A 23297-nucleotide genomic window follows, 5' to 3' on the forward strand; every position below is an offset into this window, starting at 1 on the left:
CCAGCCGTGTCGCAGCCCGTTGCGCAGACTCAGCAGTGGATTCACACCCGGCGTCGCCGCCACCAACATCGCCGTCGGCAAGAACGCCGCCCACTGCACATCAGAGAACATCTTCGTGCCCTTGGGGTCGGGAGACAGTGCGGAGGGTGACGATCTGCCGTCCCCCGGCCAGAAACCGCGGGCGTCGTGCGCACCTCGGCCGGGCTGAGCACGGCGGCGTCGCGGCTCCGGTGACATCCCGGTGGCAGAGTTCTAACCTGGAGGGCATGCAGGGTGATCTGATCACGCTGTGCCTCGCGGGCGACGTGATGCTTGGGCGGGGCGTCGACCAGATACTTCCGCACCCGGGTGATCCGGCACTGGCGGAGACGTACGTCCGGGACGCCCGCTCCTACGTCGAGCTGGCGGAGGTCGCGAACGGACCGCTTCCCTGCCCAGTCGATTTCTCCTGGCCCTGGGGTGACACGCTGCGGCTCCTCGACCCGGCCGATTCCGACGCCGTGGTGCTCAATCTGGAGACCAGCGTCACGCGGAGCGACGACTTCGCACCCGGCAAGGCCGTCCACTACCGCATGCATCCCGCCAACCTGCCCTGCCTCGTCGCCGCTCGCCCCGACGTCTGCGTCCTGGCGAACAACCACATCCTCGACTTCGGCCGCCGCGGCCTCGCGGAGACCCTCGACGCGCTGGCGAGCGCCGGTATCGCCTCAGCGGGTGCGGGACACGACGCGGACGCGGCCCGGCGGCCGGCGATAGTCCCCGTCAAGGGCGGCCGGCGGATCCTGGTCCACTCCTTCGGCATGCCGTCCAGCGGAATCCCGCCGAGCTGGGCCGCCGCGGTGGACCGAAGTGGGATCGCCTACGTGGCCGAGGCGTCGGACGCCGCAGCGGCTGCGGTGGTCACCCGGATCCGGCAGGTGAAACGACCGGGTGACATCGTCATCACCTCGATCCACTGGGGTTCCAACTGGGGCTACTCCGTTCCCCGCGACCAGGTCCGCTTCGCACACGCACTCGTCGACGGAGGCGCGGACGTCGTCCACGGGCATTCCTCGCACCATCCCCGGCCGCTCGAGCTGTATCGGGGAAAGCTCATCGTCTACGGCTGCGGCGACCTGGTCAACGACTACGAGGGCATCTCCGGCTACGAGAACTACCGCGACGACTTGCGGCTGCTCTACTCCCCCTCGCTGGAGCCGGGCACCGGCAGACTCCGCGAACTGCGCATCACGCCCTTCCAGACCCGGCGGATGCGGCTTCGGAGGGCGTCGGCGAAGGACTGCCAGTGGCTTCAGGACCTCCTGGGCCGGATCAGCCGCGGCTTCGGCTCGCGCATCGCGTACGACCCGGACGGCATCCTCACCTTCGGCGTCGACGGGTCGCCCGTCCAAAACGGCGCCCGGCCGGCATAAGCCCGTGAGGGACGACGGCGTCCGGCTCACCGTCCGGCCCAGCGTGGCCGCGGCCCGGGCGAACCTCGTGGCGTCGACGACGGCCGCAGCGCCCAGGTCGTTGTTGAAGTACACGTACACGTCGTCCCGGTCCGGCCAGGCGTCGGCGATGCGTCCAGCCCAGGACTTCAACGCCTGCCGGCCATAGCGGGGCGGCGGCTGGGCGATGCCGCCGTGGAAGCGCACGTACCCCCAGGACGCGGTACGCCACAGCGGCGTCACCGGCCGTGATCCCCGGTCCGCCCAGCACAGCGCGCTGCCGTGCCGCTCAAGTACCGCCCGAAGCTCCCGCTCCGCGTCCCACCACGAGGCGTGCCGCAGTTCAACGGCCACCCGGACCGTGCTGGAAAAGCAGCTCAGGCACGCATCCAGCGCCCCGACGTCCTCCCGGAGGTGGGGCGGCAATTGCAGCAGTACGGGCCCCAGGCGGTCACCAAGGCCCTCGGCACGGTCCAGCAGACGGTGCACCGGCTCCTCGGGGTCGCGCAGCCGCTTCATATGGGTCAGATAGCGGCTGGCCTTGACCGCCATGACGAACCCCTCAGGCGTCCGCTCCCGCCAAGACCCGAAGATCTCCTTCGTCGGAAGCCGGTAGAAGGCGTTGTTGTTCTCGACGGTCGCGAATCGCCGGGCGTACTCCTCCAGCCACAACCGCTGCGCCAGGCCGGTCGGGTAGAGAGCGCCGCGCCAGTCCTCGTACTGCCACCCCGAGGTTCCGACGAGCATGGGCATGCCCGACCCCTACCCGCGAGAAATGGGTATATCCATAACGGAACGTGGGGAAATCGCCGAATGAGCCCGCACGGAGGGATTCTGGAAACTGCTGGAATCAGAGAGACCGGAGCCCGAGGAGGCACGTCATGACACACGCCGAAGAGTGGAAGGTCGGCGTCTACCTGACCGAGGAGAACGGCATCACCAAAGCCCGGGCGGTGCTCGGCAACGGGAAGAAGCAGATGGTCGGACGAGGCAAGGCGCGCTGCAATCCCCAGGACGTGGAAATCCCCGCGATAGGGGACGAGCTCGCGGCGAGCCGGGCGATGCGCGACCTGGCCGGTCAGCTGATGCACGCCGCCGACCGGGACCTGGCGGCGGTGGGCGCCGTACCCGATCTGCCGCGCACCGCCTATGGCTGGCCGGATGACGCGGGTCCGGCCAGGTAGGCCCCTTTGCCGCACGTACCTCCGGTGGTGTGCCTGCGCACCTGGCAGGTGGGCAGGCACACGTTGCGGAGTTGACCAGGGCTCCTGCGGCCAAATCCACAGAATCACGCTGACGCGGTCGGGATCGTGCATCTTGACGGTCAACCGGCTGGCTCCACAAACCCCCGCGTTGTGGCCCTGTCCAACGTTTCCCGCAGCGAACGAGGGGGACTCGGCTGGGGTAGTTGAAAGCGAACCGACAGACACTGGCACAGCCGGCTCAAGTGGAGCCGGAACCAGAAGGAAGTTGAAACGCCGTGACCACGGACGTAAACAACACCACGACCACCCGCCGCCCCGAGACAGGCTGGGCCAAGGCGCGACGCCGACGCGGAAACCCTCTGCGCACCTGCGTCCCCGCGAGGAGCGACAGCAACGATTCGCGGCAGTCCCACGCGAGCCCCGACTGGAACGTCGTCAGGGGCGATGACTGACCAATCTCGTTGAGGGGCGAGGAGTTGTCCTCTCCGTTCCCAGCTAATCGAACCCGGTCATGGCCTGGTCCGAGAGGAGGCCCACCACCCCCGGAAGGCTCCGGGCGTACGCGGTCTGCGCCGAGGTGAGTGACGTCAGCGTGGTCCAGACCCCCTGACGACGGACGGTGATCGATAGGGCGGCCACCCTTTCCCGAAATGCCGCCCTGTTCGGGTGCGTCCGCGCTGGCTCAGCAGCCACGGAACAGTCGTAGATCGAACGGAAGGCATGGCCGGACAGCGCGGCGTAGCTGCCGTCAACTCAGGCGCCAGCCCGGGCCTTTGTCTTCACGTCCTGCTCGGCTTCGTGTCGAGGAACGCCCTGCTCCTACGCGTACTCCGTGACTGCGGCCTGCGTGTCCCGGGCCAGGTCCCGCCAGACTCGCCATGCCGTCTCAGTACTCGCCGTCTGCGTTTCAGCCCAGCCCGCCGCGGTTGGCGGCCCGTACTCGTCACGCAGGCGTAGGACCTTGCAGTGCGCAGCGTTCGCCGCCTGTTGTCCTACCCGACATTCGGCCTGAGCATCCGAGTACCCATGAAGCGGGCCCCGCCACCCGAACTTCGACTTCGACTTCGACCCAGGTAGCGGGGCCGCTTTTTCGATTCCGGAGGGCACAACTGCCGCAACCCAAGAGAGCTGCCCTGAATCAGGGACGTCCTTGTCGATCAGTCTGTTGATTCTCGCCTGGATTCAGCCGTCGCCGAGACCGTACGGACCCACCGGGACCAGCTCAGTCGGAGGCAGGCGACCCCATTGGTGAAGGCGTCTGCGTCAGCATTTCGTACCACGTGGTCTTGCCGGTGGCCGTGCAGGTGCCGCCCCAGGCTTCGGTGAGCAGATCGAGCAGTTCGGTACCGCGTCCACCTTCTGCGTCGGTGTCGACGAGGCGACGTACGGGGCCGGCGGGGTCGGTGTCCTCGACCTCGCACCGCAGCCGGGAGCCGCGCAGCTGCAAGTTGAGCCGCAGAGGGCCACGCGTGTAACGCAGAGCATTGGTGACTAGTGTGATGCGCCAGAAATCCTGAGGGTTAGTCACTACCCTGTTGGCATGTCGCATTCGGGCCCTTCTGCTGTGGAGATCACGCTGTCCGAGGCCGAGCGCGCCGAGTTGGTGCGCCGGACGAAAGTGCCGCACCGACGCTCGGCCGAGAAGGCCCGCATCATCCTGGCGTGCGCCGACGGCATGTCAAACGCAGGCGTCGCACGGATTGTCGGCGTCCAGGCCAAGACGGTTGGCAAGTGGCGTCGGGCTTTCGCCACAGAGCGGATGGCTGGGCTTGAGGACGCCGGCCGGATTGGCCGGCCGAAGGCCGACCTGGTTCTGGACGAGGCCGAGCGGAGGCAGCTGACGCAGTGGGCGCGACGGGCCAAGACCGCTCAGTTCCTCGCGTTGCGAGCCAAGATCGTGCTGCGCTGCGCGGAGGGCGGGACGAACCAGCAGGCCGCAGCCGACCTCGGCATCGACACCTCGACCGTGGACCGCTGGCGGGCCCGGTTCATCGCCAAACGCCTCGACGGTCTGCAGGACGAGCCCCGCTCGGGCCGGCCGCCCTCGATCCTCCTCGACCAGGTCGAGGAGGTCATCGTGGCCACGCTGGAGTCGACCGCGGGCAGGGACACGCACTGGTCCCGGGCCTCGATGGCCCAACGCACCGGCCTGTCGAAGTCGACCATCGGGCGGATCTGGAAGAAATTCGACCTCAAACCCCACCTCCAGGACTCCTTCAAGCTCTCCACCGACCCGCAGTTCGTCGCGAAGGTCGTCGACGTCGTAGGCCTGTATCACCACCCACCGGAGAAGGCGGTGGTGTTGTGCGTGGATGAGAAGAGCCAGATTCAGGCGCTGGACCGCTCGCAGCCGGTACTGCCGATGATGCCGGGGATGCCCGAGTGGCGCACCCATGACTACTACCGGCACGGCATCACCAGCCTGTTTGCCGCCTTCAACATCACTGACGGCACTGTCATATCTCAGCTCCACCGCCGCCACCGTGCGATCCAGTTCAAGAAGTTCCTGGTCCGGATCGACAAGGCGGTGCCCTCCGGACTCGACGTCCACCTCGTCTGTGACAATTACGCCACCCACAACACTGCCGAGATCAAGACGTGGCTGAGTAAACGCCCGCGCTTCCACATCCACTTCACCCCGACCGGCTCCTCCTGGATGAACCAGGTCGAGCGGTGGTTCGGCCTGCTGACCGACAAGCTCATCCGCCGCGGCGTCCACAGGTCCGTGAAGGCCCTGGAGGATGACATCACTGCGTGGATCGACACCTGGAACGAGAACCCGCGGCCCTTCACCTGGACCAAGACCGCCGACGAGATCCTCAACTCCCTCGCCGACTACCTCACCAAGGTCGGAACCGCCAGCCAAAAAACAGAGCAGAACTAACCCTCAGGATTTCTGGCGCATCACACTAGTGCCGCATCAGGCAATGTTCGCCGTGTCGTGATGTGTGGCCCAGTTGCTGTGCCAGGAAGCGCCGGACGGCCAGAATGACCGCGTGGCCGAACGCGTGCGGGTCCGGGAAATTGATGACGATGAGGGCAGGCGGTTGCTGCGGATCATCCGCAGAGGCACTGGTTCGGTGGTGACCTGGCGGCGGGCTCAGATGGCAGCGGAGACCTACGCCAAGCAGATACTGCAGTCACGTCGGCCTGCAGGCTCCTCCCCCAGCCTGCGCTCCCTCGCCGAAGCCCACAGAACGGCCGTCGAACTCTAGGGACCCGTCACACAGGGACTGATCGGCCGGTCCCTGGAGGCCGAGGATCCCGTTCTGTGGAAAGGCCTTGGTCAGCTCTTCGCCACGCGCAACAAAATGGCTTTCCGGCTCAAGACACCAACACACCTCGACGCAAGCCGACTTGTCGTCGTCGCGATGCAGGCCATGGACTGGCTCGCCTCAGCCGTGGACCAGCGCCACGCCTGACTCTCCAAGAAGGGCCTGCGTCGACGGACATACCCACAGGATCGGTCCAGTGACAGGCCCGGCCGGGAGGTCAGGCGGTCAGCGCCGCAAGCTCCGCGTTGGCGCGCTCGGTGACCAGGGCGAGGACGCGGCCGGCGGCGGCCAGGTCCTCGGCGGGTATCCCGCCCCAGATGCGGGCGCTGATGGGGGTGGTCTCCGCGCCGACGGTGGCGACCAGCTCGCGCCCTGCGTCCGTGGGGCGAAGGTGCGCGCCGTCCGTATCGAGCAGCTGCTTGGCGAGCAGCTCGTCGAGAGTGGCGCGGATGTCGGCCGGATTGGCCTTGAGGGAGCCCTGGACCTGGGCGACGAGGTCGTCCGGCGCCTGCGGGGCGTCGGTGGTGAGGGCGGCGCGCAGGGCGACCTGCTGCTGGAACGTGCTGCCGTGCCGGGCCAGGACGTGCTCCAGGACGCCGCGGGCGGCGTAGTGGGCCAGGCCGAGGGCGCGGGCGTCGGCGACAGGTGCGTTGGTGGGTGCAGTGGTGGTCATGGTGTTATCCCCTGAGTGCTCTCGTCGTTCGGTACGGATGGAGCGAGAGGTGCGTCGAGCAGGGTCGTCAGCTCGTCGGTGAACGCGCGGGTCCGCAAGGCGTCGCGGCCGCCGAGCGGCTCCAGCAACTGCTGATGCAGCTCCTGGACCACCGCGATGGCCTGCCGCGCGACGGACTGGCCCTGTTCGGTGAGAGCGAGCTGCACGGCGCGCGGGTCGCGGGGGTTGCGGGTGCGTTCGATCAGGCCGGCCGTCTCCAAGGCGCGCGCCAGCTTCGAGACGTACAACGCCTCCAGGCCGGTGTGGTCTGCGAGTTGGCGCTGACTGGGCCGCTCGCCGACGCGCTGCATGCCGTGCAGTGACGCAACCAGTGAGTACTGCGCGTGGGTGAGGCCCAGCGGAGCCATCGCACGATCGACCGCGACGCGCCACTTGTTGGCGAGCCGCCATACCAGGAAGCCGGGCGTGGGGCCCGGTAGACCCTTACTCATGCCGAATAGAGTACATGGCTACTATGTCCATGGCTACTATTTTCGGCGGATGCGACGGCGCACCCGTGGCGACGCCGCGACGGGCTGACGGAACGCCTCCAGCCGGACCGCCGCCTTGTTGCGTGATCAAAACAGCACTTCGATGCTGCCCTGGCAGTACTCCAGGGCTGTCAAAACTCGGGCTCTGGCACGCATTCCGTGACGCGCACACGTGGAGTAGCGCGGGCGGGCCGAGAGTCCGAGGTCAAGATCGTGCATAGCGGAGGGATGTCTGAGCCGAGGGCGGGAAACCCACCCGCCCGAAACCAGTGAGGTGTTCGCCCGCCTGGCCACAGCTGATGGCATCTACTACCTCAGCGAGCTCGGTGATGAGGCGATTCATGACTGGGGACGTGTGCACGACTACTTTCACGAGTTCGTGCTCATCGACCGCTCGGCCGGCCAGATCACTCTCATCGTCGCCGCCGACGACTGAGGCAACCAACCGGGGTATCCGCGGCGGTGGCTGAGATCAGTAGCGGAGCCACAACCGAATCGCCGCAAGAGTGACCGTGCTGTGGAAGACGTAGGCCCGCTTGTCGTAAGGAGTCGCCACGGCTCTGGAGCCCTTGAGAACGTTGGAGCAACGCGAGCAACGCTCTACTGCGTTCCTTCTTTTGTAGGCAGTGCTGTCGAAGCCGGTCGGCCGCCCGCCACGGCTACCGCGCCGTTGGCGGTTGACCTTCTGATTCTTCGGCTCGGGGATGGTGTGCTTGATCTGGCGTCGCCGCAGGTAGCGGCGGTTCCGGCGAGAGCTGTATGCCTTATCGCCACACACGTGGTCCGGTCCGGTCGCGTCCGCGGGTGACCACCAGCTTGGCGCGGGACTCGAACACGATCCAGAACCCTGATCAACTGTGACGCGTCACCCCACTGCCCGGGAGTGATCAGCACAGCGAATGGGCGGCAGCTGCCGTCACTCGCCAGATGAATCTTCGTCGTGAGACCACCCCGTGAGCGGCCGAGCGCCTCATCAAGGCGATGTTCGGCCGGACGGCGCCGGTGCCCCAGCACCCGGGGCAGGCGGTGATGAGCCCCAGCCGCATGCTGATGGGCGCGGCAGACCGTGGAGTCCACGCTCACCACACTCCAGTCGATCCGCCCCTCGTTATCGGCGTCGGCCTGGATCGTCCGCAGCACACGCTGCCAGGTGCCGTCCGCGGACCGCCTGCGATGGCGGTCGTAGACCGTCTTCCATTTCCCGAAGCGGGTCGGAAGATCTCGCCACGGCAGACCGGTGCGCTGCCGGAACAGAATCCCGTTGATCACGCGCCGGTGACACTGCCAACGTCCGCCCCGCCCAAGGTTCTTGGGCAAACGCGGTTCGAGTCGTGCCAACTCGTCATCAGAAAGATCACCCCGTCCCACACCGGACAGAACGACCAGCCGGTAGGCGAATTACTGACCCATCGGACAGCCCTAGCGTGCTCAGTCACATCAGCTGTGGCTGAATGCTCTAGTTGGCAGCATCCGCCAACTAGAGCGCTCAGCTTGTTGCAAGTACCGGAGGCTGAGTGTTCGCGCGCGTTGGTGTCCTCTGTTGGCAACTTCGGCGAGCAGCGGATCATCAAGGTCAGAGGTAGACGCGGTACCCGTGGTGGACGCGCAGGCCGTGGGGCGCGAGGGCCAACGGCGGGAATATGCGGGCACCTTGTGGTGGGGCCGTACCAGGATGGCGACCGGCTCATGTCGGTCCTTGGCGAGGATTCTTGCGAGGTGGTGGCCCGGCTATGTCCGGTGATCTGCACGGAGGCGCAGCGTGCCTGGTAGGCGACGGGAGTGGCCAGTCGGCCGGTAACCAGGCAGGGGGGCCGTACCCCGTCGGTCTGCGGGTCGGCGGCGATGCGGTTGTAGTCGCCGGTGCCGTCTACGGCGGTCGGCGCGGCGCGGCGCGGGTCATGATGGCGTGCTGGCTCACCAGCTGCACCGCGACGAGAGCGGCAACCGAGGCGAGGGTGGCAGGCCGCAGTCGTGGGCGTACGTACCGGGACACGGTGGCCAGGGCGTCCGCGACGGCGATGGCCGGCAGCGCATAGGCAGGTAGCAGGAAGCGGGGCGCCGCGTAGTCGATGAGCAGCAGATACGGGACTGCTTCGGACACTGCGCAGAGGGTGGGCAACAGGGCCGTGGCGAGGCGCCGGGCGCGGGCAGCCGCCAGGATGCCGCCGAGTGTGAGGACCGGGGTCACCAACCACCAGATCGCGCTCGTGTGGTGTCTCCAGGGCACCGTGCAGGGGCGGCACAGTTCGGGTCCGCCTGCCAGTGTGCGCAGGTGGTAGCCGACCGCGACTTGCCAGCCGATGCCGCCCTCGATGTCCTACGGCGGCGTGGCCGCGCGGCCACGCCGCCGTAGGACAGGTACGCCTCGACGACCCACTGCGCGCCGCCCAGCGCGAGTCCGGCGACGAGGGCGGCAAGCAGTACCGGACCGCCAGCGGCGCACCCCCAGCCCGGAAGCCGCCATCGGCAGGGACAGCCACAGCGCATCCGTGGGGTGGAAGAGCGCCGCGGCAGCCAGAGCGAGGGCAAGGCAAGGCAAGGCACAGCCTGATGAGTGCCCGCCCATCGACGCCACGGCTTTTCAGGACATGGCGCACCTCACTAAGCAAGTAGTTCATCGTTCAACTACTCCCGTGTACTGTCGTCAGTGCCTGATTAAAGGCAAGCCCTCGCGGCCTGTTATACAGGTCACGGGATAAGCAAGGAGGAAAAGATCATGGTTTTCACCATTGCGCAACGTGTTGCTGTCGGGGCCGCTTCCGTGACGTTCGCAGCGGCGGGACTCCTCGCGACGGCTGGTCCCGCCTCGGCGGCGGCCCACCCGGCCAACGACCCGACAGCCATCGTTTCCCACCACATGCAGCTGCTCGGCACCCCTGACGACGGCCGCAGCCGGGACGCGGGACGGGACAGCGACCACGACGACCGCCGACACTGGGTCAGCGACCAGGTCGAATGGATCCTGCACCACAACCGAGCCAGTCACCCGATGAACAACGACGACAGCCGACGACGCTGGGTCAGCGACCAGATCGACTGGACCCGGGACCACAACGGACCTCACCACCGGGTACCGGAGTACGAGGGGCCTTCATACCGCTGAGACGGCTACCGCGGGCCCCTGCAACACCACGGATGCAGGCTTCGATCGCACGTGGCCGTAGACGCCGCCCGTACTGCAACGGACTTTGGCGTGGCTGGTTTCTCGTGCCGCCGGCATCAAGGACACGGTCGCCTTCGACACGAAAGTGGTCATCGCCAGAGCGAAGGCCCGCCGGGCGATCACAGAGAAGGTCCCGTTCAGGCGGGTGACCGCGGACGCCGCGCTGTCGCCACGCGACACGACAAGCTCGCCGCCCGCTACGAGGCGACCGTCTTGCTCTCAGCTCTTAACGGATGGCGTTGATCGACGATGGCCTTCCCGTCCTCGTTCACCAGTCCCGGCCGACGGTCAGCACCTCCCCCTCCGCGACCGTGAACCCCGTATGCCGGCGCGACGCCAGCTGATTGCACCCGACCCGCTACGGCACTGCAGCCTTCACAGGGACGCGGCCAGCAGTGATCACTGGGATCGGTCGAGCGCGGCGACGAGTTGGTCTGTGGTGACGATGGCCTGGGCGTAGGTGGGGCCGTTGAGTTCGTGAGCGGCGTGCATCATCTCGGGGCTGAGGGCCGCAGTGGCGTCGGTGACAAGCGTGACGTGGTAGCCGAGTTCCATGGCGAAACGGGCGGTGGCCTCGATGCAGGTGTTGGCCAGTACGCCGACCAGAACGACGTGGGTGATGCCGTGCTGCTTGAGCTGCATGTCCAGGTCCGTGTTGGCGAACCCGCTCGACCCCCAGTGTTCCTGCACGACTACCTCGCCCGTCCGCGGCTGGAAGTCAGGGTGGAACTCCCCGCCCCACGAGCCCCGGGCGAAGTGGTGGAACTCCTGGATCTTCCGCTGCGAGGGGGTCGGATGGTCCCACGTCTCGTAGTCGCCCGGCTCCCAGCGGCGATGCGGTACGAACGCCACGCGCACGCCACTCTCGCGGGCGGCGGCGATCACGGACCGCAGGTGGTCCAGCAGATCGACGCTCTTGGCCACGGGCTCCAAACGGGGCCATACCTTGCCGCCCTCCGAGAGGAAGTCGTTGTAGGGATCGACCAGCAGGACGGCCGTGCGCCGAGGATCGTAGGTTTCGGTCATGGTTCCTCCCCGTGCCGGCCCTACTTGGGCGGTTCGGTCCCGATCTGCTCGCTGACCGTGTAGCAGGCGTACCAGTCCGGCCAATCCGGACCCTCCCAGTCTCACCACACAGTCGGCGCCACGCGCGCCGACGGCGGACTGGTCCGATTGCGGGAGCACGGGGCACGGCTAAGCATGAGGCTCAACGAACGTGCGACCTGCACTAGGCGCGTGCGGGCATGGTGCGCTGTCACTCCTCGCTGCCACGGCGCCCTAGACGGTCCGCGCGTCACTGTATGTCGCTGACAAGCGCCCGTCAGGGAAAGGGAGCCCATGTCTCAGGCATCCGGGAACGGTGACTCCGACGACCAGACCAACGCCAAATTGCCCCGGCGCCACGTGCTGCGCACTGCCGGAGCGGGAGCGCTGGGGCTCGGTCTGGGAGGTGTCGCACTGACCGCCGTCACACTCCGCGGCGGGGCCCCGCAACCCCAGGCCACATCCCTGCCCACGCCCGAGGCGCTCGGCTCCGTCGGGCAGGCGCCACACCTGCCGGCTGGATTCACCAAGACGTTCACCGACCGATTCGTCCAGGCCAATGGAATCCGCCAGCACGTGGTCGTCGGAGGCGAGGGGCCGCCGCTGCTGCTGATACACGGCTGGCCCGAGACCTGGTACGCCTGGCGCCTGGTGATGCCGGCACTGGCCAGACACTTCACGGTCATCGCCGTCGACCAGCGTGGCATCGGGCTGACCGACAATCCCAAGAGCGGGTACGACACCCGCACCCTGGCACGCGACATGGTCACTCTGATGGACGCACTCGGCTACCAGCGGTTCGCCGTGGTCGGCCATGACACCGGAATGCCCATCGCCTACGCGCTGGCCGCGGACCACCCGGAGCGAGTCGCCCGCCTGGCCGTCGCCGAGGCGTTCCTCCCGGCCGTGACCCCGTTGCCGCCCCTGGTCGGTACCGCGCAGGCCAACAACCGGCTGTGGCACATCCCCTTCAACCGGCTCACCGACGTGAACGAACAACTCGTCCGGGGACGCGAAAACATCTACTTCGGCTGGCAGTTCGCCACCAAGGCCGTACGGAAACTCCCCGACTACGCGGTCGACTACTACGTCCGGATCCTCGCCTCCCATCACGACGCCTTGCGGGGCAGCTTCGGGTGGTACCGGGCCCTCGACACCACCAGCGCCCAGGACCAGCAACGCAAGAAGAGCCCGCTGACGCTGCCCGTCCTCGCCATCGGCGGTGCCGGAAGCCTCGGCGAGAGTGTCGCCGGCACCATGAAACTTGTCGCCCGCGATGTGCGGAGCGTAGTCATTCCCGGCTCCGGCCACTGGGTGGCCGAGGAGGCCCCCCAGGAAGTACTGGCGGCGCTGACCACGTTCCTGGCCCCGTACCGCGATCAAGCCCGGAGCACACAGCCCCGGGCCACCGCGACACTCGGCATATGACCGCCATCGACGTCCGGCTCAGCCGACAAACTGCTGGCCTCCGTCGATGTCGTACGTCGCACCTGTGAGTGCGGTGTTGGTCATGATGTGCACCGCGAGCGCCGCCACGTCCTCGGGTACGACCACGCGGCCGATGGGCAGCGTGGCGCGCAGTTCCTCGCGACGTGCGTCGAGTGCGTCGCCGAGCAGCCGGGCCGACAACGGCGTGTCCACGAAGCCGGCGGCGATCAGGTTCACCCGGACCGGCGCGAGTTCGAGTGCGAGACTGGCCGTGAACGCGGGCATCGCGGCGGTGACCGCGGGGGCGACACCGAGAGCGGCCCGGACCCGGCGGGCTCCTGTGCCGCCCATAAGCAGCAGCGTGCCGCCCGGCCGTACGGTGCCGGCGCAGTGGCGCGCGACTTCGAGTGCGACCACCATGTGGTCGCTGATCGCCCGGCGTGCCTGCTCGGCGTCCATGTCCAGAAGGCGGCCGTAGGACGGACCTCCCGCGGTGACCATCACGTGATCGATCGGCCCTGGCAGCTGCTGGAAGAACCGCTCCAGCTGCACCAGGTCATGGGCGTCGAAGGCCGCGGTGCTGAGCGCGTCGGCGTCCTTGGCCGCGGTGCGCAGCCGTTCCGGGTCCCGTCCGGTGAGGACCACGCAGGCGCCCTGGGTACGGGCCAGCCGTGCGGTCGACAGCCCTATACCTGCGCTCCCGCCGATGACGACGAGGGTCTGCCCGTACAGGGCCTGGTCGCGGGAGCCATTCCCCGCAGGCGGCTCAACAGTCATGAATCCTCCTGCGCTGCGATCTTGCCGAGGTTGTCCTGATGACTGATCCAGCACCTCGTCGAGCTGCGGCAGGAACCCGGCGGTGATCCACTGCCGGCATCCGTCAGGTCGAGCCGGCATCTCCTCACCGTTCGACCGGTCGCGACAGAGCATGCTTAACCTGCCGGGTCCGCTCGTCGGTAAGGACTTCGACCCGGTCGTTCGCCAGTGCCTCCATGGTCTGCTCCGCAACATCCTCCGCACTGATCTTCGGTGCGTCCGTGAAGGAGCTGAGATCCGTCTCCACGAAACCGGCGTGGACACCGATCACGAGCGTTCCCTGCTCGCGCAGGCCTTCCCGCAGCGCGCCCGTCAAGGACCACTGGGCTGCTTTGGAGGCCGCATACCCGGGATAGTCCGGCCGAGAGGCCCAGGAGGCGGTCGACAGCATGTTGATCAGTGCGCCGCCGCCGTTGCGCGCCAGGATCGGGGCGAAGGCGCGGGAGACGGCCCAGGTGCCGAAGTAGTTGATCTCCATCGCCTCGCGTGCGCCGGCGAAGGAACCCCTCAGCAGCTCGGTCTCGAAACCTCCGACGCCCGCGTTGTTGATCACCATGGTGACGTCCCCGGCGGCCGCGGCCGCCGCGGCGACCTCCTCCGGCACGGTGACGTCCAAACGCAGCGGAGTCAGGTCCCTATCGCTCACGCTCGCCGGATCGCGGACAGCGGCGTAGACCTTCGCTGCCCCCCGCGCGATCAGTGCGCGAGCGAACGCGTAGCCGATGCCACGATTGGCCCCCGTCACCAGGGCAATCGATCCTTTGATCTCCATTGCGCTTCCTTCCCGCTGCCGCCTGCCGATCAGCGAGGGACGACCCTGCGATGGGAGGTTCTGAACCGGACCGCGTCCTGGGCCGCCCCAGGTCCACGCGCGACTCGCGCAGAGGAAGACTCATCCCCCGCAGGCCGGCTCTCGATCTTCACCTAGATTCGGGTCATGCCGGGACGGCCGAGTCGTCGCGCACGCAGGTTGCCCACGCGAGAAGTCCTCTCCACCACCAGCGTGCATCGAACGCCGCAACGCCGCATGTGAGACGGCTCCCCGCTGTAGGGCCCCCTCTCACCGTCAGCGCGGGCCGATCCGGCCGTGGCACATTGTGCGACTGCCGCCGGCCCGGCCGTGCGCGCCAGGCGCAGGCATGGGCAGAGCGTCATGAAAGCGACCCAACCTCATACCTTGCGATCAGCCGTACTCCGCGTTCCCTCGTTTACGGCTCGTTCCGCTGCCCCGGAACCGCAGTGTGTCGTCCTGACCGACGGGCCGGGCTGAGGAAAACTGGCTGCCGCGGATGACCGCGCGGCGAAGAGGGGACCACAGCATGACCATCGTTACTCAACCGGGCCCCGTTCGGATCCTGGTATTCGGCGCCGCACTGCGCGCCGGGTCCACCAACGCACGGCTCGCCTCACTGGTGTCGAACCTGATTGCCGAAACCGGTGCCGAGGTCGACCTGGCCAGGATGCGGGATTTCGACATGCCGCTGTACGACGGCGATGTGGAGGACTCCGAGGGACTACCCGGCGGCGCCTTGGCCCTGTGCGAAAGAATCAAACGCTGCCATGCGTTCGTGATCGCGTCACCCGAGTACAACGCCTCCGTTCCAGGACTGCTGAAGAACGCCATCGACTGGGTCTCCCGAGTACGACCGCAGCCGTTCAAAACCAAGCACGCGCTGCTGGTCTCCTCCTCGCCTTCGATGATCGGCGGCAACCGTGGTCTGTGGGCGCTGCGGGTCCCGTTGGAACACCTCGGGACACGGGTTTACCCCGACATGTTCAGCCTGCCCCGCGCGCATGAGGCCTTCACCGAGGACGGCCGGCTCGCCCACCCCGGCTCCAACGAGCGGCTCGCCGAGACAGTCTGCGGGTTCATGCGGCTGGTACGTGCCGACGTTGAGTTCGTGTGCTTGCAGCGCCGCTGGTACGAGTTCCCCGGCGATCGCACCGACGCCCCAGTCACCCACCGGAGCGAAGAATGACCCGTGTTTGCTGAGCTCGCTCTTCAACCTCCGGTGTCCCCCGGTCCCGTTCCGGGAGGAGGAGACCCTACGGAGCCGGCCTCCCAACTCGATTACACAGCACGACAAGTCCATCGCTCATCGGACAGGTCCAGTGCTCAGTCACACCTCCGTGTGACTGATTCCCAGTCGTCGTTGTCAAGCAGTCGGAGTGTGGTGCGGGAGAGAGAGCCCGCGGTCAGGCACGTGCCTCATGGTGAACCTGTGCACCAAAGCCAAGAGCGGCTCGGGCCGCCTCCAGATGCTCCCGGGATTCGGCTTTCCAGCAGGCCGAACGCAGACGAACGCTAATGCTCAGCGGTCGTAGAAGGTCTTGGAGGTGAGGCAGAGGCGGGCGGTGATCTGGGCAGATAGGTAGAAGACGCGCAGGAGCCCTCGGTGGTAGCGGTGTGGTCGGTGCGTGGGACGGCCTGTCACCTACGAGGCGGGTGGCCGTCCCCCAGGGGGCAAGGATGAGGTCAGCGGGCTTGGGCGGAGTCGAGATGAAGGGTGTCACCGAGGCTGTCGACTTGCCGGTTGTGGAAGAAGTCGTCTTCGCGGAGCGTGGTGATGCTGCCGGAGGGGGCTCGGAAACTGGCGTAGCCGGCCGACTCGATCGGCATCTTGATCCAGGACGCCACGACGAACGTCAGGGAGCCGCCGTGCGTCGCGATGATCTGGTGCTCGCAAGAGCTCTGCAGGATCTCGTCCATGGCCGCGTAGATGCGCCGCGCCCACGCCGCTTTGGTCTCGGAACCCTCCACGCCCTCGTCGTGTTCCATCCGCTCTCCGACAGCCGGCGGCGGAACGAAGCGCCGGTCCAGCCACTCCTGGGGCATTCCCTCCGCCTCACCGTAGGACTTCTCCCGCAGCCTGCGATCCTGGATCAGCTTCACGCCGAACGCATCGGCCACTTCATCGGCCGTCCGCAGGGTGCGATGCAGATCCGAGGTGAACAGCTCCACCTCGGCAACGTCCGGGATCTGGGCCCGCAGCCCCTGGGCGATGGAGACCGCCGCACGGATACCGGCGGGCGTCAGTTGCGAGTCATGCCATCCGCCGACGACTCCCTCGACGTGGTGCGTCGCCTCTGGATGCGTGACGACGTAAAGAGTGCGCATGGGTGCGTGCCCCTCTCGTAGATAGCGTCCCCCGTGCGGAATGTCGCGTACGGACAACTGCGGCATGACCAGGACCTCTCGCCCGGATCACCCCGCTGTTGTCCTGGCAAGCACCCCCGCGCTGTCAAAACGAGGTCCTGGCACAGGTCTTGGGGAGCGGTCGCGGAGTCGTTCGACGGAAAGGGTGGTCGCGAACCCCGGCTGCCCGACTCAAGCTCTCACCTCGTAGCCTCCGCGCATGACTGATGATCCCTTCCAGTGCCGCTGCGTCCTCTGCCATGACTACGGTGACCAAGACAAAGCGGACCACGTGGATCTGACGATCATCGAGAATGTGCAGCAGCACGGGTGGCACATCGTGATGGTTCCCGGGGACGAGATGGGTCCTGGATTCGCCTACACGATCGGCCTGGCACACACTCACGGCGCACCTGAGCTCGCCATGTTCGGGCTCGATATCCACGCTATGCACCGCATGCTCAACAGGCTCGGAGCAAAGTCCGCCGCGGGCGCTGTACTGGCGGACGGCCAGAGGCATCCTGACGTTGTCGACGGTCACCAAGTCGCGCTCAGGCAGATCGATCTCCGCTGGTACCGGACCTTCTTCGGTCGGGCCATCGGGTTCTATCGGCGGCCGCCTTTCCCTGTGTTGCAAGTTGCGTGGCCCGACGCGGATCACCGCTTTCATTGGGAAGAACAGGCTGAGGAGGGGCATCGGGAGTCACAGCCTCAGTTGTGGCTGCCACCGAGTGAGCACCCTGTCGGGATCTGGACGACCGAACTCTGACCTCGAACGTACCTGCCAGCGACAGACCAACACCGTCGCGAGGAGCTACTGGAGCTGGATCATCTTGCGGAGCGGTTCGTGGTGCCCGCAGTCCCAGCACTTCACCGTCTCGGGGAGTTGGGCGTAGCGGGTTCCTGAGATGCCGTAGGAGCCGTCGACGCGGAACCCTCCGCATGCCTGGCAGGGGGTGGCGTTGAATGAGGCACTGCACCTGAAGCAGTGGCCTTGAACGAATTCCTTCTGAAGCACGGGGATGCGGGTGTTGTGGCTGCCGCATCGCGCACAATGCACTTGCTTTGTCTGCATAGTTCGGGTGTACACCGAATTTCATGTGTGTCCCCCTGCCTGTCGCTCCCCCGAGTGGGACTGTAGAATCTCGCGGTTCATGTCACTGGACATTGCGCTGACCAGCAGGTTCTCGGGCTGTCTCACGTCGGTGCCAGGCACTCCTGTCTCAGGACGGATGGCATTTCCTCGTAGCCTGCTCTATGAGTCAGGACGGCCGGGCTATGATCTGCTGGCGGGCCGAGTCCCAGACCTCCTCGAACTGGTCGGAGCTCAGCTCCTCGGGGTCGTGGCCTTCCCACTCTGATACGGGCAGTTCTGCGGTGATCCCGAACCTCTTGTCGTACTCATCGAGGCGGCCTGCATCCTGGGCTTGCTGCCATTCGCTGAGGGAGGCTGCTGCGATCGGGGTCGATGCAGGGCCCTGGAGCTCGATCTGCCGGGTCACCCACGCCTCGGCGTCGACCTCGAAGTAGAACCAGGTGTCTTCCTCGTCCCAGTAACAGCGCCTCCATGTCGTCACCAGGCCATGATGGCGGAGTCTTCTGTCGGCTCCCGTGTCGATGTCAGAGCCGTGCTGGAGGATTACGCCATGCTGATTGCAACTGATGAGGCGGGCCGCGTGGTGAGGAGACCCTCGAAGCCGGCGATAGGCAGGATGCTGGCCAACCTCCAGCGCGGGACCGCGCATCTGGTCCTGGAACGCACAGAGGAGGACGTGACTCCTCCCCCTCATAGAGGGGGTTTCTCGCTACGCCGCTGCGGCTTCGCGACGGACCAGCCCGGCCCGTAGAACGTTGATGGCGCCCACGGTGTCCGCGTGCGCGGTGTGGCCGCACGAGACACAGTGGAACTTCGCCTGGGTGGGCCGGTTCTCCGCGCCGGTGTGCCCGCATGCGGGGCACCGGCGGGAGGTGTTGCGGGGGTCCACGGCGATCACTTCCCGTCCGGCGCTTTCAGCCTTGGCGGCCAGGATCGTCAGGAACACCCCCCATCCGGCATCCGCGATCGAGCGGTTGAGTCCGGTCTTCGCGCCGGCCCCGTTGGGCAGGAAGCCGCCCGGCATCCCGGGGTCGGGCTTCGGCGCGGGAGCCTTGCTCATGTTGCGGATCTTGAGGTCCTCGTGCGCGATGAAATCGTGTCGGCGTACCAGGTCAAGGGCGGTTTTGTGGGCGTGGTCGAGGCGCTGGCGGCGCACCTTGCGGTGCAGCTTCGCGACCTTCTCGACCGCCCGCCGGTGGTTGGCAGTCCGCTTGTCACGGCGCACACGCGGAAACCTCGACAGGGCCTGCTGTGCGGCTTCCAGCTTCGCGGCGCTCTTCGCCCCGTGGCGCGGGCTGGGCACGAACTCGCCGTCGGAGGTGGTGAGGAAGTTGGCTATGCCCAGGTCGATCCCGACGAGGGAACCCGTCGCGGGCAGCGGTTCGGGCTGGACCTGCTCGACACTCAGCACGACGAACCACCGACGGCCCTCACGCTTCACGCTGATCGTCTTGACGGTGCCGGCCACGGGCCGGTGCTGGTGCACCCTGACGTGCCCGACACCTTGAAGCCGGACGCGGGTGACGGGGTCGTGAGGGGTGGAGTCCCAGCGGCAGCCGTCCCCGTCCTTCGGGAACTCCACGATGTCGAACCGCTTACCCGACCGGAAACGCGGATAGCCCGGCTTCTCTCCAGCCTTGACCCGGCGGAAGAACGCTGCGAACGCTTTGTCCAGGCGGCGCAACGTGGCCTGCTGACTGGAGAACGACCAACGGCCCTGACGCGCCGGGTCGAAGGACCGGATGTCCTTGAGCTGTACGGACTGCTGCCCGTACCGGACCGTCGTCTTGCTGGCGTGCCGGTAGGCGTCACGGCGTTCCTGCAACGCGCCGTTGTACAGCGAGCAGTGATCACACAGCATCTCACCGAGCGCCTGAGCCTGCCGCACGGTAGGCCGCATCAGGAACTTGTACGCACGCATCACCCGGCCCACCCCCCTTCAGCTCTTTCAGCAACCTAACCGAGGCCACTGACAACCCCTCCGCAGACAGAACACCCGTGCACACATGACCGGTCAGAGCAGCCCCGAGATGCGTTTCACGCCCCGACTGAAGCCGGGGATACCACGCAAGAGAAGAGATGGAGGGCAGTTGGTATGTGCAGGTGCTGCTTCGGGACGACAACACCTACCAACTCGAATTCCGGGACGGCGTAGCAGCCGAGCACTATCAGACGCGGACCATCGCCCAGGAGAAGGTCCTGACCGTCATGCTCGGCTGGGCGGCGGGCAAGGCGGACTGGAAGGACGGCTTCATGTGGAACAACATCGGCTCGCAGGTCGAGGCCGATGACGCCCGACATCAGGGCTGACGCGACTTGACCTCGCGCCCTGCGTCATGCCCGATTGCGGATGCCAGTTCGGGGCGGCCGCCCATGAGTTGCGGCCACGCCAGCCCTGTTCACTCCTCATCCCGCGACGGGAAGAATCCCTGGCGTACCGATCCGTCGACGCTGAACGGGTACACAACAGCGTGGTCCATGATGCTCAACGGCGGGGTGGGGTTCTCGATGACGATCACCTGGCCTGGGAGATCGCCGAGGAGGTCATGTTTGTCTGGAACGCCCACACCGCCTGGAAGAACCGATTCACCGACACCGCCCTCATTCTCGCCGTGCTGGCCGTTCCAGCACTGGCCCTGCCTGTCTGTTCCTCGCCAGCGACGTCCGCAGAGACCGCAAACTAACAGCCATGGCCAGGACAAACCAGCCGTCTGCCGCTCTGGGCAGCGGCAGCACAGCCCGGCCATGGCTCGTCGCAGCCGGGCGACAGCAACTCGACTCTGATTGAGCCTTGTATCGAGTGCTCTGTGACCGCGGCGGTGTTCGTGTGCGAAGGCGAGGTCGACCAGCGCCCGCACCGGTCCGTCCGTGCACAACTGTGCGTCGATCAGCTCGAACAGGGCGTCACCCCGCATGGTCAGGCACGCGTAAAACTTCCACCAGAGGCGTGACACTTCCGCAAACGGTCGTCGTGGCTGCCCAGCAGGATGCCGGCGGGTCGCATGAGCCGTCTCAAGCTCATGCTTCTCGATAAAATGAGCAAGTCCACCCGATCGCGGCAGGGCACAGTGCTCAAGGGCGGGCTGGCCGACGGATGCTGTCCGCAACCAAGGATGTGGATCACACCAGGCCGAGTGGTGGGCCAGGAGCCGGGGACCGCACGCGAAACGCTGGCGGTGGCCTGGCGGTCACCGTCGTTTACGCGAACTCGCCCCTGCGCGGGCTGGGACTGCGTGTCGGCTGACCGCCGCTCCGTGCCGGGATCTTGCACCGTCCGAGTCGTGAAGAGGGATGGCAATGCGAACCAACATCGTCCGGAGCGAGAGCTTGATGGTGAGCTGCGACGCGGTCAACGGCTGGTCCGTTGTCGAGATCGACGGTGAGGTGGATGCCCACACCGCCCCCATGATCCGGGAAGTAGTGATCAACCTCCTCGCTGAGGGACACCACCACTTCGTCCTGGATCTGAACTTCGTTACCTTCATGGATTCGATGGGGCTGGGCGTGATCGTGGCGATTACGAAACGCATCCGTGAGCACGAAGGATCGCTGCGCATCGCGTCCGCCTCCGGCCGGATACTCCGGATCTTCGACCTGAGCGGCATGCGGGAGAGCTACGAGATCTTCCCCTCGGCAGGGGAAGCGACACAGTCCGTTCCCTCGCCCGGCAGCCTCGCCCACTGGCCACGGCCGTCCTCTGAGTGAGGAACGGCGCGGCAATCCGGAGCGTGTTACAGGCGCGCGTGGGGCGTGGTCTCCTCCATGGCATGGGGGCAGCCCGGCGCGCTGGGCCTGGTGCCTAATGCCGTTGTGCTGTGGCCGACCCGGCACGTCGACGCCGCCGTCGGCCAGCTCCGTGTCCAGGGACACGAAATTCGCGACGCGGGCGTCGCCCGGCTCTCCCCGCTCAAGCACCGCAATCTCCATGTCTCGGCCGCTACAGCTTCACGGCCTCCTCCCAGGCCGCTCTGACGCCCTGCGCCCGCTGCGCGACCCGGATGCATCCGAGGGTGATCGTGCCCACAGCCAGGTGCGCTTCGACGTGGCCGGTGCTGACGGTTCCCTGGATGAGCAGGGTCTGGGGGCTGTGGTCTGTGGTGCAGCAGCCAGGCCATGCCGACGTGCGCTGAGCAGCACCCCAGGTGTTCGGCGGCGGCGAGCAGGGCCGCCTCGTCGTCACCTTCGCCATCCCCGGCATCGAGCCGCCCGGCAGGAAGGAAGGCACGAGGCGATCTGTTCCGCACCGCAGAGTTTGAGTGGACCTCGTCCTCGCGGGCCGCGAGACTGTAGGCGTTCCGCACACACACACGATACCCGCCGGTAGGGCGCGGCGCAGTACGTCCAGGGACACGCTGCTCAGCCCGATCGCGCCGATCTTGCCCTCGTCGCGCAGCGCGACCATCTCAGCGAGCTGAGCTGGTCGTCCGGCATAGGCGGCGTGAATCCGACGTCCATTCGGCGCAGGTTGACCATGGAGAGCTGCTCCAGCCCGACAACGAGGTTCTCCTCGACGCGGGCCCGCAGCTCCTCGGGACGTTGTGCCATTTTCGCGGGAACGGGCCGTCGAGGTTGCTACGACGAGTATGCGCCCGCCGGCATGAGTGACCGCTTCCGCGGATCCTCAGAGAAACTCCGTGACGTAGCCGGGCTTGTGGCGCGCCGCCGGGAAGATGGTGCTGCGTTTCCTGGAAGACGGCTGGGCGTACGCGCACCGCCGCATGGCGCACCCCGGGGAAGCCTCAGATATCCGCTGCCCGAGCAGGAGAAAGACCCGGCCTGACTTCCGTAGGCGCAACACCCGTGGGGGTGTTGCACCGTCGCGGGTGTTGCGGCATGGGCGCGGTGTGCTCGCTCATGTGGTGCGCAGGACACCCGCGTAGCTCACCGACGCGACGACCACCCAGGAGGCGAGGCCGAGCCGGGCTGTCCTGACTCCGGAGCGAGCAAGCGACGGCAGATGAACGGAGCGAGACGCCGATCGGCGTGGCCGTCGACGGCAGGACGACTCGTTGAGCCGACATGATCGATGATGTGACGGATCTAGAGACGGTCGATTCCAAGGGGTTGAGTGGTCGTAGGCGGTCAGTCCGCGCAGGACCGGCTGGCCGGTCGCGGGCGACTGAGCGCAGACAGCAGTGACCGGCCGGCGGCCTCTCGCGTGCCAGAAAGCCACGCTGGCCAGCCACCGGCCGGTGTCTGTGCTCCGAACTACCCGAACTACATCGTCGGGTCGATGTCCGGCTTGCCCGTACCGCCTGCATGCTCGCTCTGCTCCTTGAGCTGGCGGGCCTTGTCCTTCAGACGCTGACGCTCCTGCGGGTCAGTAGCGCGTTCCGCGGCCTGTTCCAGATCCTGAGCCTTAGCACGCATCTGCTGGACACGACCGGACTCACCTGCAGCGCTCATGATCACTCCTTGGGTGATGAGGAAGAGCGGGCCACATCAGAGAAACAGGCCCCACCACCCCCGGCATCTCGAACGGTCACCCACCGCTATCTACC

The 23297-nt window shown here is 66.9% G+C and carries 23 protein-coding genes and 6 pseudogenes; 13 read left to right on the forward strand and 16 right to left on the reverse strand.

Annotated features, from left to right (window positions below; translation table 11 throughout):
* The first annotated feature begins 266 nt into the window (after nt 1-266).
* Entirely contained in the window at nt 267-1412 is a 1146-nt protein-coding gene (locus OG456_RS46990) for a CapA family protein (protein WP_266571223.1), read from the forward strand.
* 12 nt (nt 1413-1424) lie between these two features.
* On the opposite strand, the pseudogene OG456_RS46995 reads toward OG456_RS46990, so the two are convergent.
* Nucleotides 1425-2183, reverse strand: a pseudogene (locus OG456_RS46995) (DUF72 domain-containing protein); the annotation flags it as partial.
* Nucleotides 2184-2311: 128 nt separating this feature from the next.
* Here OG456_RS46995 and OG456_RS47000 point away from each other — a divergent pair.
* Nucleotides 2312-2614 (forward strand): DUF1876 domain-containing protein, encoded by a 303-nt coding sequence (locus OG456_RS47000; protein WP_266571224.1) that lies wholly within the window; start codon nt 2312-2314, stop codon nt 2612-2614.
* 296 nt (nt 2615-2910) lie between these two features.
* Nucleotides 2911-3087 carry a hypothetical protein gene (locus OG456_RS47005; protein ID WP_266571225.1) on the forward strand — a complete coding sequence of 59 codons (177 nt, stop codon included), beginning with the start codon at nt 2911-2913 and terminating at the stop codon, nt 3085-3087.
* 770 nt (nt 3088-3857) lie between these two features.
* Here the strand turns inward: OG456_RS47005 and OG456_RS47010 are convergent.
* A pseudogene (locus tag OG456_RS47010) lies at nt 3858-4130 on the reverse strand (ATP-binding protein); the annotation flags it as partial.
* 45 nt (nt 4131-4175) lie between these two features.
* Here OG456_RS47010 and OG456_RS47015 point away from each other — a divergent pair.
* Nucleotides 4176-5519: an IS630 family transposase gene (locus OG456_RS47015; RefSeq protein WP_266571227.1), complete on the forward strand. Its 1344-nt coding sequence runs from the start codon at nt 4176-4178 to the stop codon at nt 5517-5519.
* Between the two features lie 608 nt (nt 5520-6127).
* On the opposite strand, the gene OG456_RS47020 is transcribed toward OG456_RS47015, so the two are convergent.
* Both OG456_RS47020 and OG456_RS47025 read right to left on the reverse strand, forming a co-directional pair.
* Nucleotides 6128-6583 (reverse strand): MarR family transcriptional regulator, encoded by a 456-nt coding sequence (locus OG456_RS47020; protein ID WP_266571228.1) that lies wholly within the window; start codon nt 6581-6583, stop codon nt 6128-6130.
* Nucleotides 6580-7074: a MarR family winged helix-turn-helix transcriptional regulator gene (locus OG456_RS47025; RefSeq protein ID WP_266571229.1), complete on the reverse strand. Its 495-nt coding sequence runs from the start codon at nt 7072-7074 to the stop codon at nt 6580-6582. The genes OG456_RS47020 and OG456_RS47025 overlap by 4 nt, the downstream gene beginning before the upstream one ends.
* A 313-nt stretch (nt 7075-7387) precedes the next feature.
* Here OG456_RS47025 and OG456_RS47030 point away from each other — a divergent pair, with 313 nt between their 5' ends.
* A complete protein-coding gene (locus OG456_RS47030; protein WP_266571230.1) occupies nt 7388-7549 on the forward strand; it encodes a hypothetical protein in 162 nt (53 codons plus the stop codon).
* Between the two features lie 36 nt (nt 7550-7585).
* Here OG456_RS47030 and OG456_RS47035 read toward each other — a convergent pair.
* A pseudogene (locus OG456_RS47035) lies at nt 7586-8481 on the reverse strand (IS5 family transposase).
* Nucleotides 8482-8980: 499 nt separating this feature from the next.
* Nucleotides 8981-9214 (reverse strand): hypothetical protein, encoded by a 234-nt coding sequence (locus tag OG456_RS47040; RefSeq protein WP_266571231.1) that lies wholly within the window; start codon nt 9212-9214, stop codon nt 8981-8983.
* A 615-nt stretch (nt 9215-9829) separates the two neighbouring features.
* Here OG456_RS47040 and OG456_RS47045 point away from each other — a divergent pair.
* Together OG456_RS47045 and OG456_RS47050 are read left to right on the forward strand one after the other, a co-directional pair.
* Nucleotides 9830-10216 carry a hypothetical protein gene (locus tag OG456_RS47045; RefSeq protein WP_266571232.1) on the forward strand — a complete coding sequence of 129 codons (387 nt, stop codon included), beginning with the start codon at nt 9830-9832 and terminating at the stop codon, nt 10214-10216.
* Between the two features lie 103 nt (nt 10217-10319).
* Nucleotides 10320-10439: pseudogene (locus OG456_RS47050) on the forward strand (IS701 family transposase); the annotation flags it as partial.
* Nucleotides 10440-10675: 236 nt separating this feature from the next.
* Here OG456_RS47050 and OG456_RS47055 read toward each other — a convergent pair.
* Complete coding sequence (locus OG456_RS47055; RefSeq protein ID WP_266571233.1) at nt 10676-11302, reverse strand: isochorismatase family cysteine hydrolase; 627 nt, start codon at nt 11300-11302, stop codon at nt 10676-10678.
* Between the two features lie 312 nt (nt 11303-11614).
* Here OG456_RS47055 and OG456_RS47060 point away from each other — a divergent pair, with 312 nt between their 5' ends.
* Complete coding sequence (locus OG456_RS47060; protein ID WP_266571234.1) at nt 11615-12748, forward strand: alpha/beta fold hydrolase; 1134 nt, start codon at nt 11615-11617, stop codon at nt 12746-12748.
* Nucleotides 12749-12766: 18 nt separating this feature from the next.
* Here the strand turns inward: OG456_RS47060 and OG456_RS47065 are convergent, their stop codons facing one another.
* Both OG456_RS47065 and OG456_RS47070 read right to left on the reverse strand, forming a co-directional pair.
* On the reverse strand, nt 12767-13525 hold the full coding sequence (locus tag OG456_RS47065) for an SDR family oxidoreductase (RefSeq protein WP_266571235.1): 759 nt from the start codon (nt 13523-13525) through the stop codon (nt 12767-12769).
* A gap of 124 nt (nt 13526-13649) precedes the next feature.
* Nucleotides 13650-14336, reverse strand: coding sequence for an SDR family oxidoreductase (locus OG456_RS47070; RefSeq protein ID WP_266571236.1), 687 nt, complete (start codon nt 14334-14336; stop codon nt 13650-13652).
* Between the two features lie 547 nt (nt 14337-14883).
* On the opposite strand from OG456_RS47070, the gene OG456_RS47075 reads away from it, so the two are divergent.
* Nucleotides 14884-15543 carry an NADPH-dependent FMN reductase gene (locus tag OG456_RS47075; RefSeq protein ID WP_266571237.1) on the forward strand — a complete coding sequence of 220 codons (660 nt, stop codon included), beginning with the start codon at nt 14884-14886 and terminating at the stop codon, nt 15541-15543.
* Nucleotides 15544-15876: 333 nt separating this feature from the next.
* Here OG456_RS47075 and OG456_RS47080 read toward each other — a convergent pair whose 3' ends face one another.
* Both OG456_RS47080 and OG456_RS47085 read right to left on the reverse strand, forming a co-directional pair.
* Nucleotides 15877-15999 carry a hypothetical protein gene (locus OG456_RS47080; RefSeq protein WP_266571238.1) on the reverse strand — a complete coding sequence of 41 codons (123 nt, stop codon included), beginning with the start codon at nt 15997-15999 and terminating at the stop codon, nt 15877-15879.
* A 41-nt stretch (nt 16000-16040) separates the two neighbouring features.
* The gene (locus OG456_RS47085; protein WP_266571239.1) at nt 16041-16682 is read right to left on the reverse strand and encodes a histidine phosphatase family protein; all 642 of its coding nucleotides are present in this window, start codon (nt 16680-16682) and stop codon (nt 16041-16043) included.
* A gap of 238 nt (nt 16683-16920) precedes the next feature.
* Here OG456_RS47085 and OG456_RS47090 point away from each other — a divergent pair, with 238 nt between their 5' ends.
* Complete coding sequence (locus OG456_RS47090; RefSeq protein WP_266571240.1) at nt 16921-17469, forward strand: DUF4262 domain-containing protein; 549 nt, start codon at nt 16921-16923, stop codon at nt 17467-17469.
* Between the two features lie 493 nt (nt 17470-17962).
* Here the strand turns inward: OG456_RS47090 and OG456_RS47095 are convergent, their stop codons facing one another.
* Both OG456_RS47095 and OG456_RS47100 read right to left on the reverse strand, forming a co-directional pair.
* Nucleotides 17963-18277, reverse strand: a complete 315-nt coding sequence (locus OG456_RS47095) for a hypothetical protein (protein ID WP_266571241.1) — start codon at nt 18275-18277, stop codon at nt 17963-17965.
* 228 nt (nt 18278-18505) lie between these two features.
* Entirely contained in the window at nt 18506-19720 is a 1215-nt protein-coding gene (locus OG456_RS47100) for a transposase (RefSeq protein ID WP_266571242.1), read from the reverse strand.
* Nucleotides 19721-19875: 155 nt separating this feature from the next.
* Here OG456_RS47100 and OG456_RS47105 point away from each other — a divergent pair, with 155 nt between their 5' ends.
* Complete coding sequence (locus tag OG456_RS47105; RefSeq protein ID WP_266571243.1) at nt 19876-20106, forward strand: hypothetical protein; 231 nt, start codon at nt 19876-19878, stop codon at nt 20104-20106.
* Nucleotides 20107-20475: 369 nt separating this feature from the next.
* Here OG456_RS47105 and OG456_RS50725 read toward each other — a convergent pair.
* Nucleotides 20476-20711 (reverse strand): annotated as a pseudogene (locus OG456_RS50725) (transposase); the annotation flags it as partial.
* Between the two features lie 382 nt (nt 20712-21093).
* Here OG456_RS50725 and OG456_RS47115 point away from each other — a divergent pair.
* Both OG456_RS47115 and OG456_RS47120 read left to right on the forward strand, forming a co-directional pair.
* Nucleotides 21094-21501: an STAS domain-containing protein gene (locus tag OG456_RS47115; RefSeq protein ID WP_266571245.1), complete on the forward strand. Its 408-nt coding sequence runs from the start codon at nt 21094-21096 to the stop codon at nt 21499-21501.
* Nucleotides 21502-21570: 69 nt separating this feature from the next.
* A pseudogene (locus tag OG456_RS47120) lies at nt 21571-21799 on the forward strand (Tn3 family transposase); the annotation flags it as partial.
* A gap of 353 nt (nt 21800-22152) precedes the next feature.
* Here the strand turns inward: OG456_RS47120 and OG456_RS47130 are convergent.
* Both OG456_RS47130 and OG456_RS47135 read right to left on the reverse strand, forming a co-directional pair.
* Nucleotides 22153-22341 carry a hypothetical protein gene (locus tag OG456_RS47130; RefSeq protein WP_266571247.1) on the reverse strand — a complete coding sequence of 63 codons (189 nt, stop codon included), beginning with the start codon at nt 22339-22341 and terminating at the stop codon, nt 22153-22155.
* Nucleotides 22342-23013: 672 nt separating this feature from the next.
* Entirely contained in the window at nt 23014-23202 is a 189-nt protein-coding gene (locus tag OG456_RS47135; RefSeq protein WP_266569845.1) for a DUF6381 family protein, read from the reverse strand.
* Nucleotides 23203-23297: the final 95 nt, after the last annotated feature.

The sequence above is a fragment of the Streptomyces sp. NBC_01446 genome (assembly GCF_026340095.1).
Classification (GTDB): domain Bacteria; phylum Actinomycetota; class Actinomycetes; order Streptomycetales; family Streptomycetaceae; genus Streptomyces; species Streptomyces aureus.

Bases quoted from the DNA above. Each gene is read 5' to 3' on its own strand.
- OG456_RS46990 (WP_266571223.1), top strand. From the start codon at position 267: ATGCAGGGTGATCTGATCACGCTGTGCCTCGCGGGCGACGTGATGCTT.
- OG456_RS47000 (WP_266571224.1), top strand. From the start codon at position 2,312: ATGACACACGCCGAAGAGTGGAAGGTCGGCGTCTACCTGACCGAGGAG.
- OG456_RS47015 (WP_266571227.1), top strand. From the start codon at position 4,176: ATGTCGCATTCGGGCCCTTCTGCTGTGGAGATCACGCTGTCCGAGGCC.
- OG456_RS47020 (WP_266571228.1), bottom strand. From the start codon at position 6,583: ATGACCACCACTGCACCCACCAACGCACCTGTCGCCGACGCCCGCGCC.
- OG456_RS47025 (WP_266571229.1), bottom strand. From the start codon at position 7,074: ATGAGTAAGGGTCTACCGGGCCCCACGCCCGGCTTCCTGGTATGGCGG.
- OG456_RS47045 (WP_266571232.1), top strand. From the start codon at position 9,830: ATGGTTTTCACCATTGCGCAACGTGTTGCTGTCGGGGCCGCTTCCGTG.
- OG456_RS47055 (WP_266571233.1), bottom strand. From the start codon at position 11,302: ATGACCGAAACCTACGATCCTCGGCGCACGGCCGTCCTGCTGGTCGAT.
- OG456_RS47060 (WP_266571234.1), top strand. From the start codon at position 11,615: ATGTCTCAGGCATCCGGGAACGGTGACTCCGACGACCAGACCAACGCC.
- OG456_RS47065 (WP_266571235.1), bottom strand. From the start codon at position 13,525: ATGACTGTTGAGCCGCCTGCGGGGAATGGCTCCCGCGACCAGGCCCTG.
- OG456_RS47070 (WP_266571236.1), bottom strand. From the start codon at position 14,336: ATGGAGATCAAAGGATCGATTGCCCTGGTGACGGGGGCCAATCGTGGC.
- OG456_RS47075 (WP_266571237.1), top strand. From the start codon at position 14,884: ATGACCATCGTTACTCAACCGGGCCCCGTTCGGATCCTGGTATTCGGC.
- OG456_RS47085 (WP_266571239.1), bottom strand. From the start codon at position 16,682: ATGCGCACTCTTTACGTCGTCACGCATCCAGAGGCGACGCACCACGTC.
- OG456_RS47090 (WP_266571240.1), top strand. From the start codon at position 16,921: ATGACTGATGATCCCTTCCAGTGCCGCTGCGTCCTCTGCCATGACTAC.
- OG456_RS47105 (WP_266571243.1), top strand. From the start codon at position 19,876: ATGGAGGGCAGTTGGTATGTGCAGGTGCTGCTTCGGGACGACAACACC.
- OG456_RS47115 (WP_266571245.1), top strand. From the start codon at position 21,094: ATGCGAACCAACATCGTCCGGAGCGAGAGCTTGATGGTGAGCTGCGAC.
- OG456_RS47130 (WP_266571247.1), bottom strand. From the start codon at position 22,341: ATGGCACAACGTCCCGAGGAGCTGCGGGCCCGCGTCGAGGAGAACCTC.
- OG456_RS47135 (WP_266569845.1), bottom strand. From the start codon at position 23,202: ATGAGCGCTGCAGGTGAGTCCGGTCGTGTCCAGCAGATGCGTGCTAAG.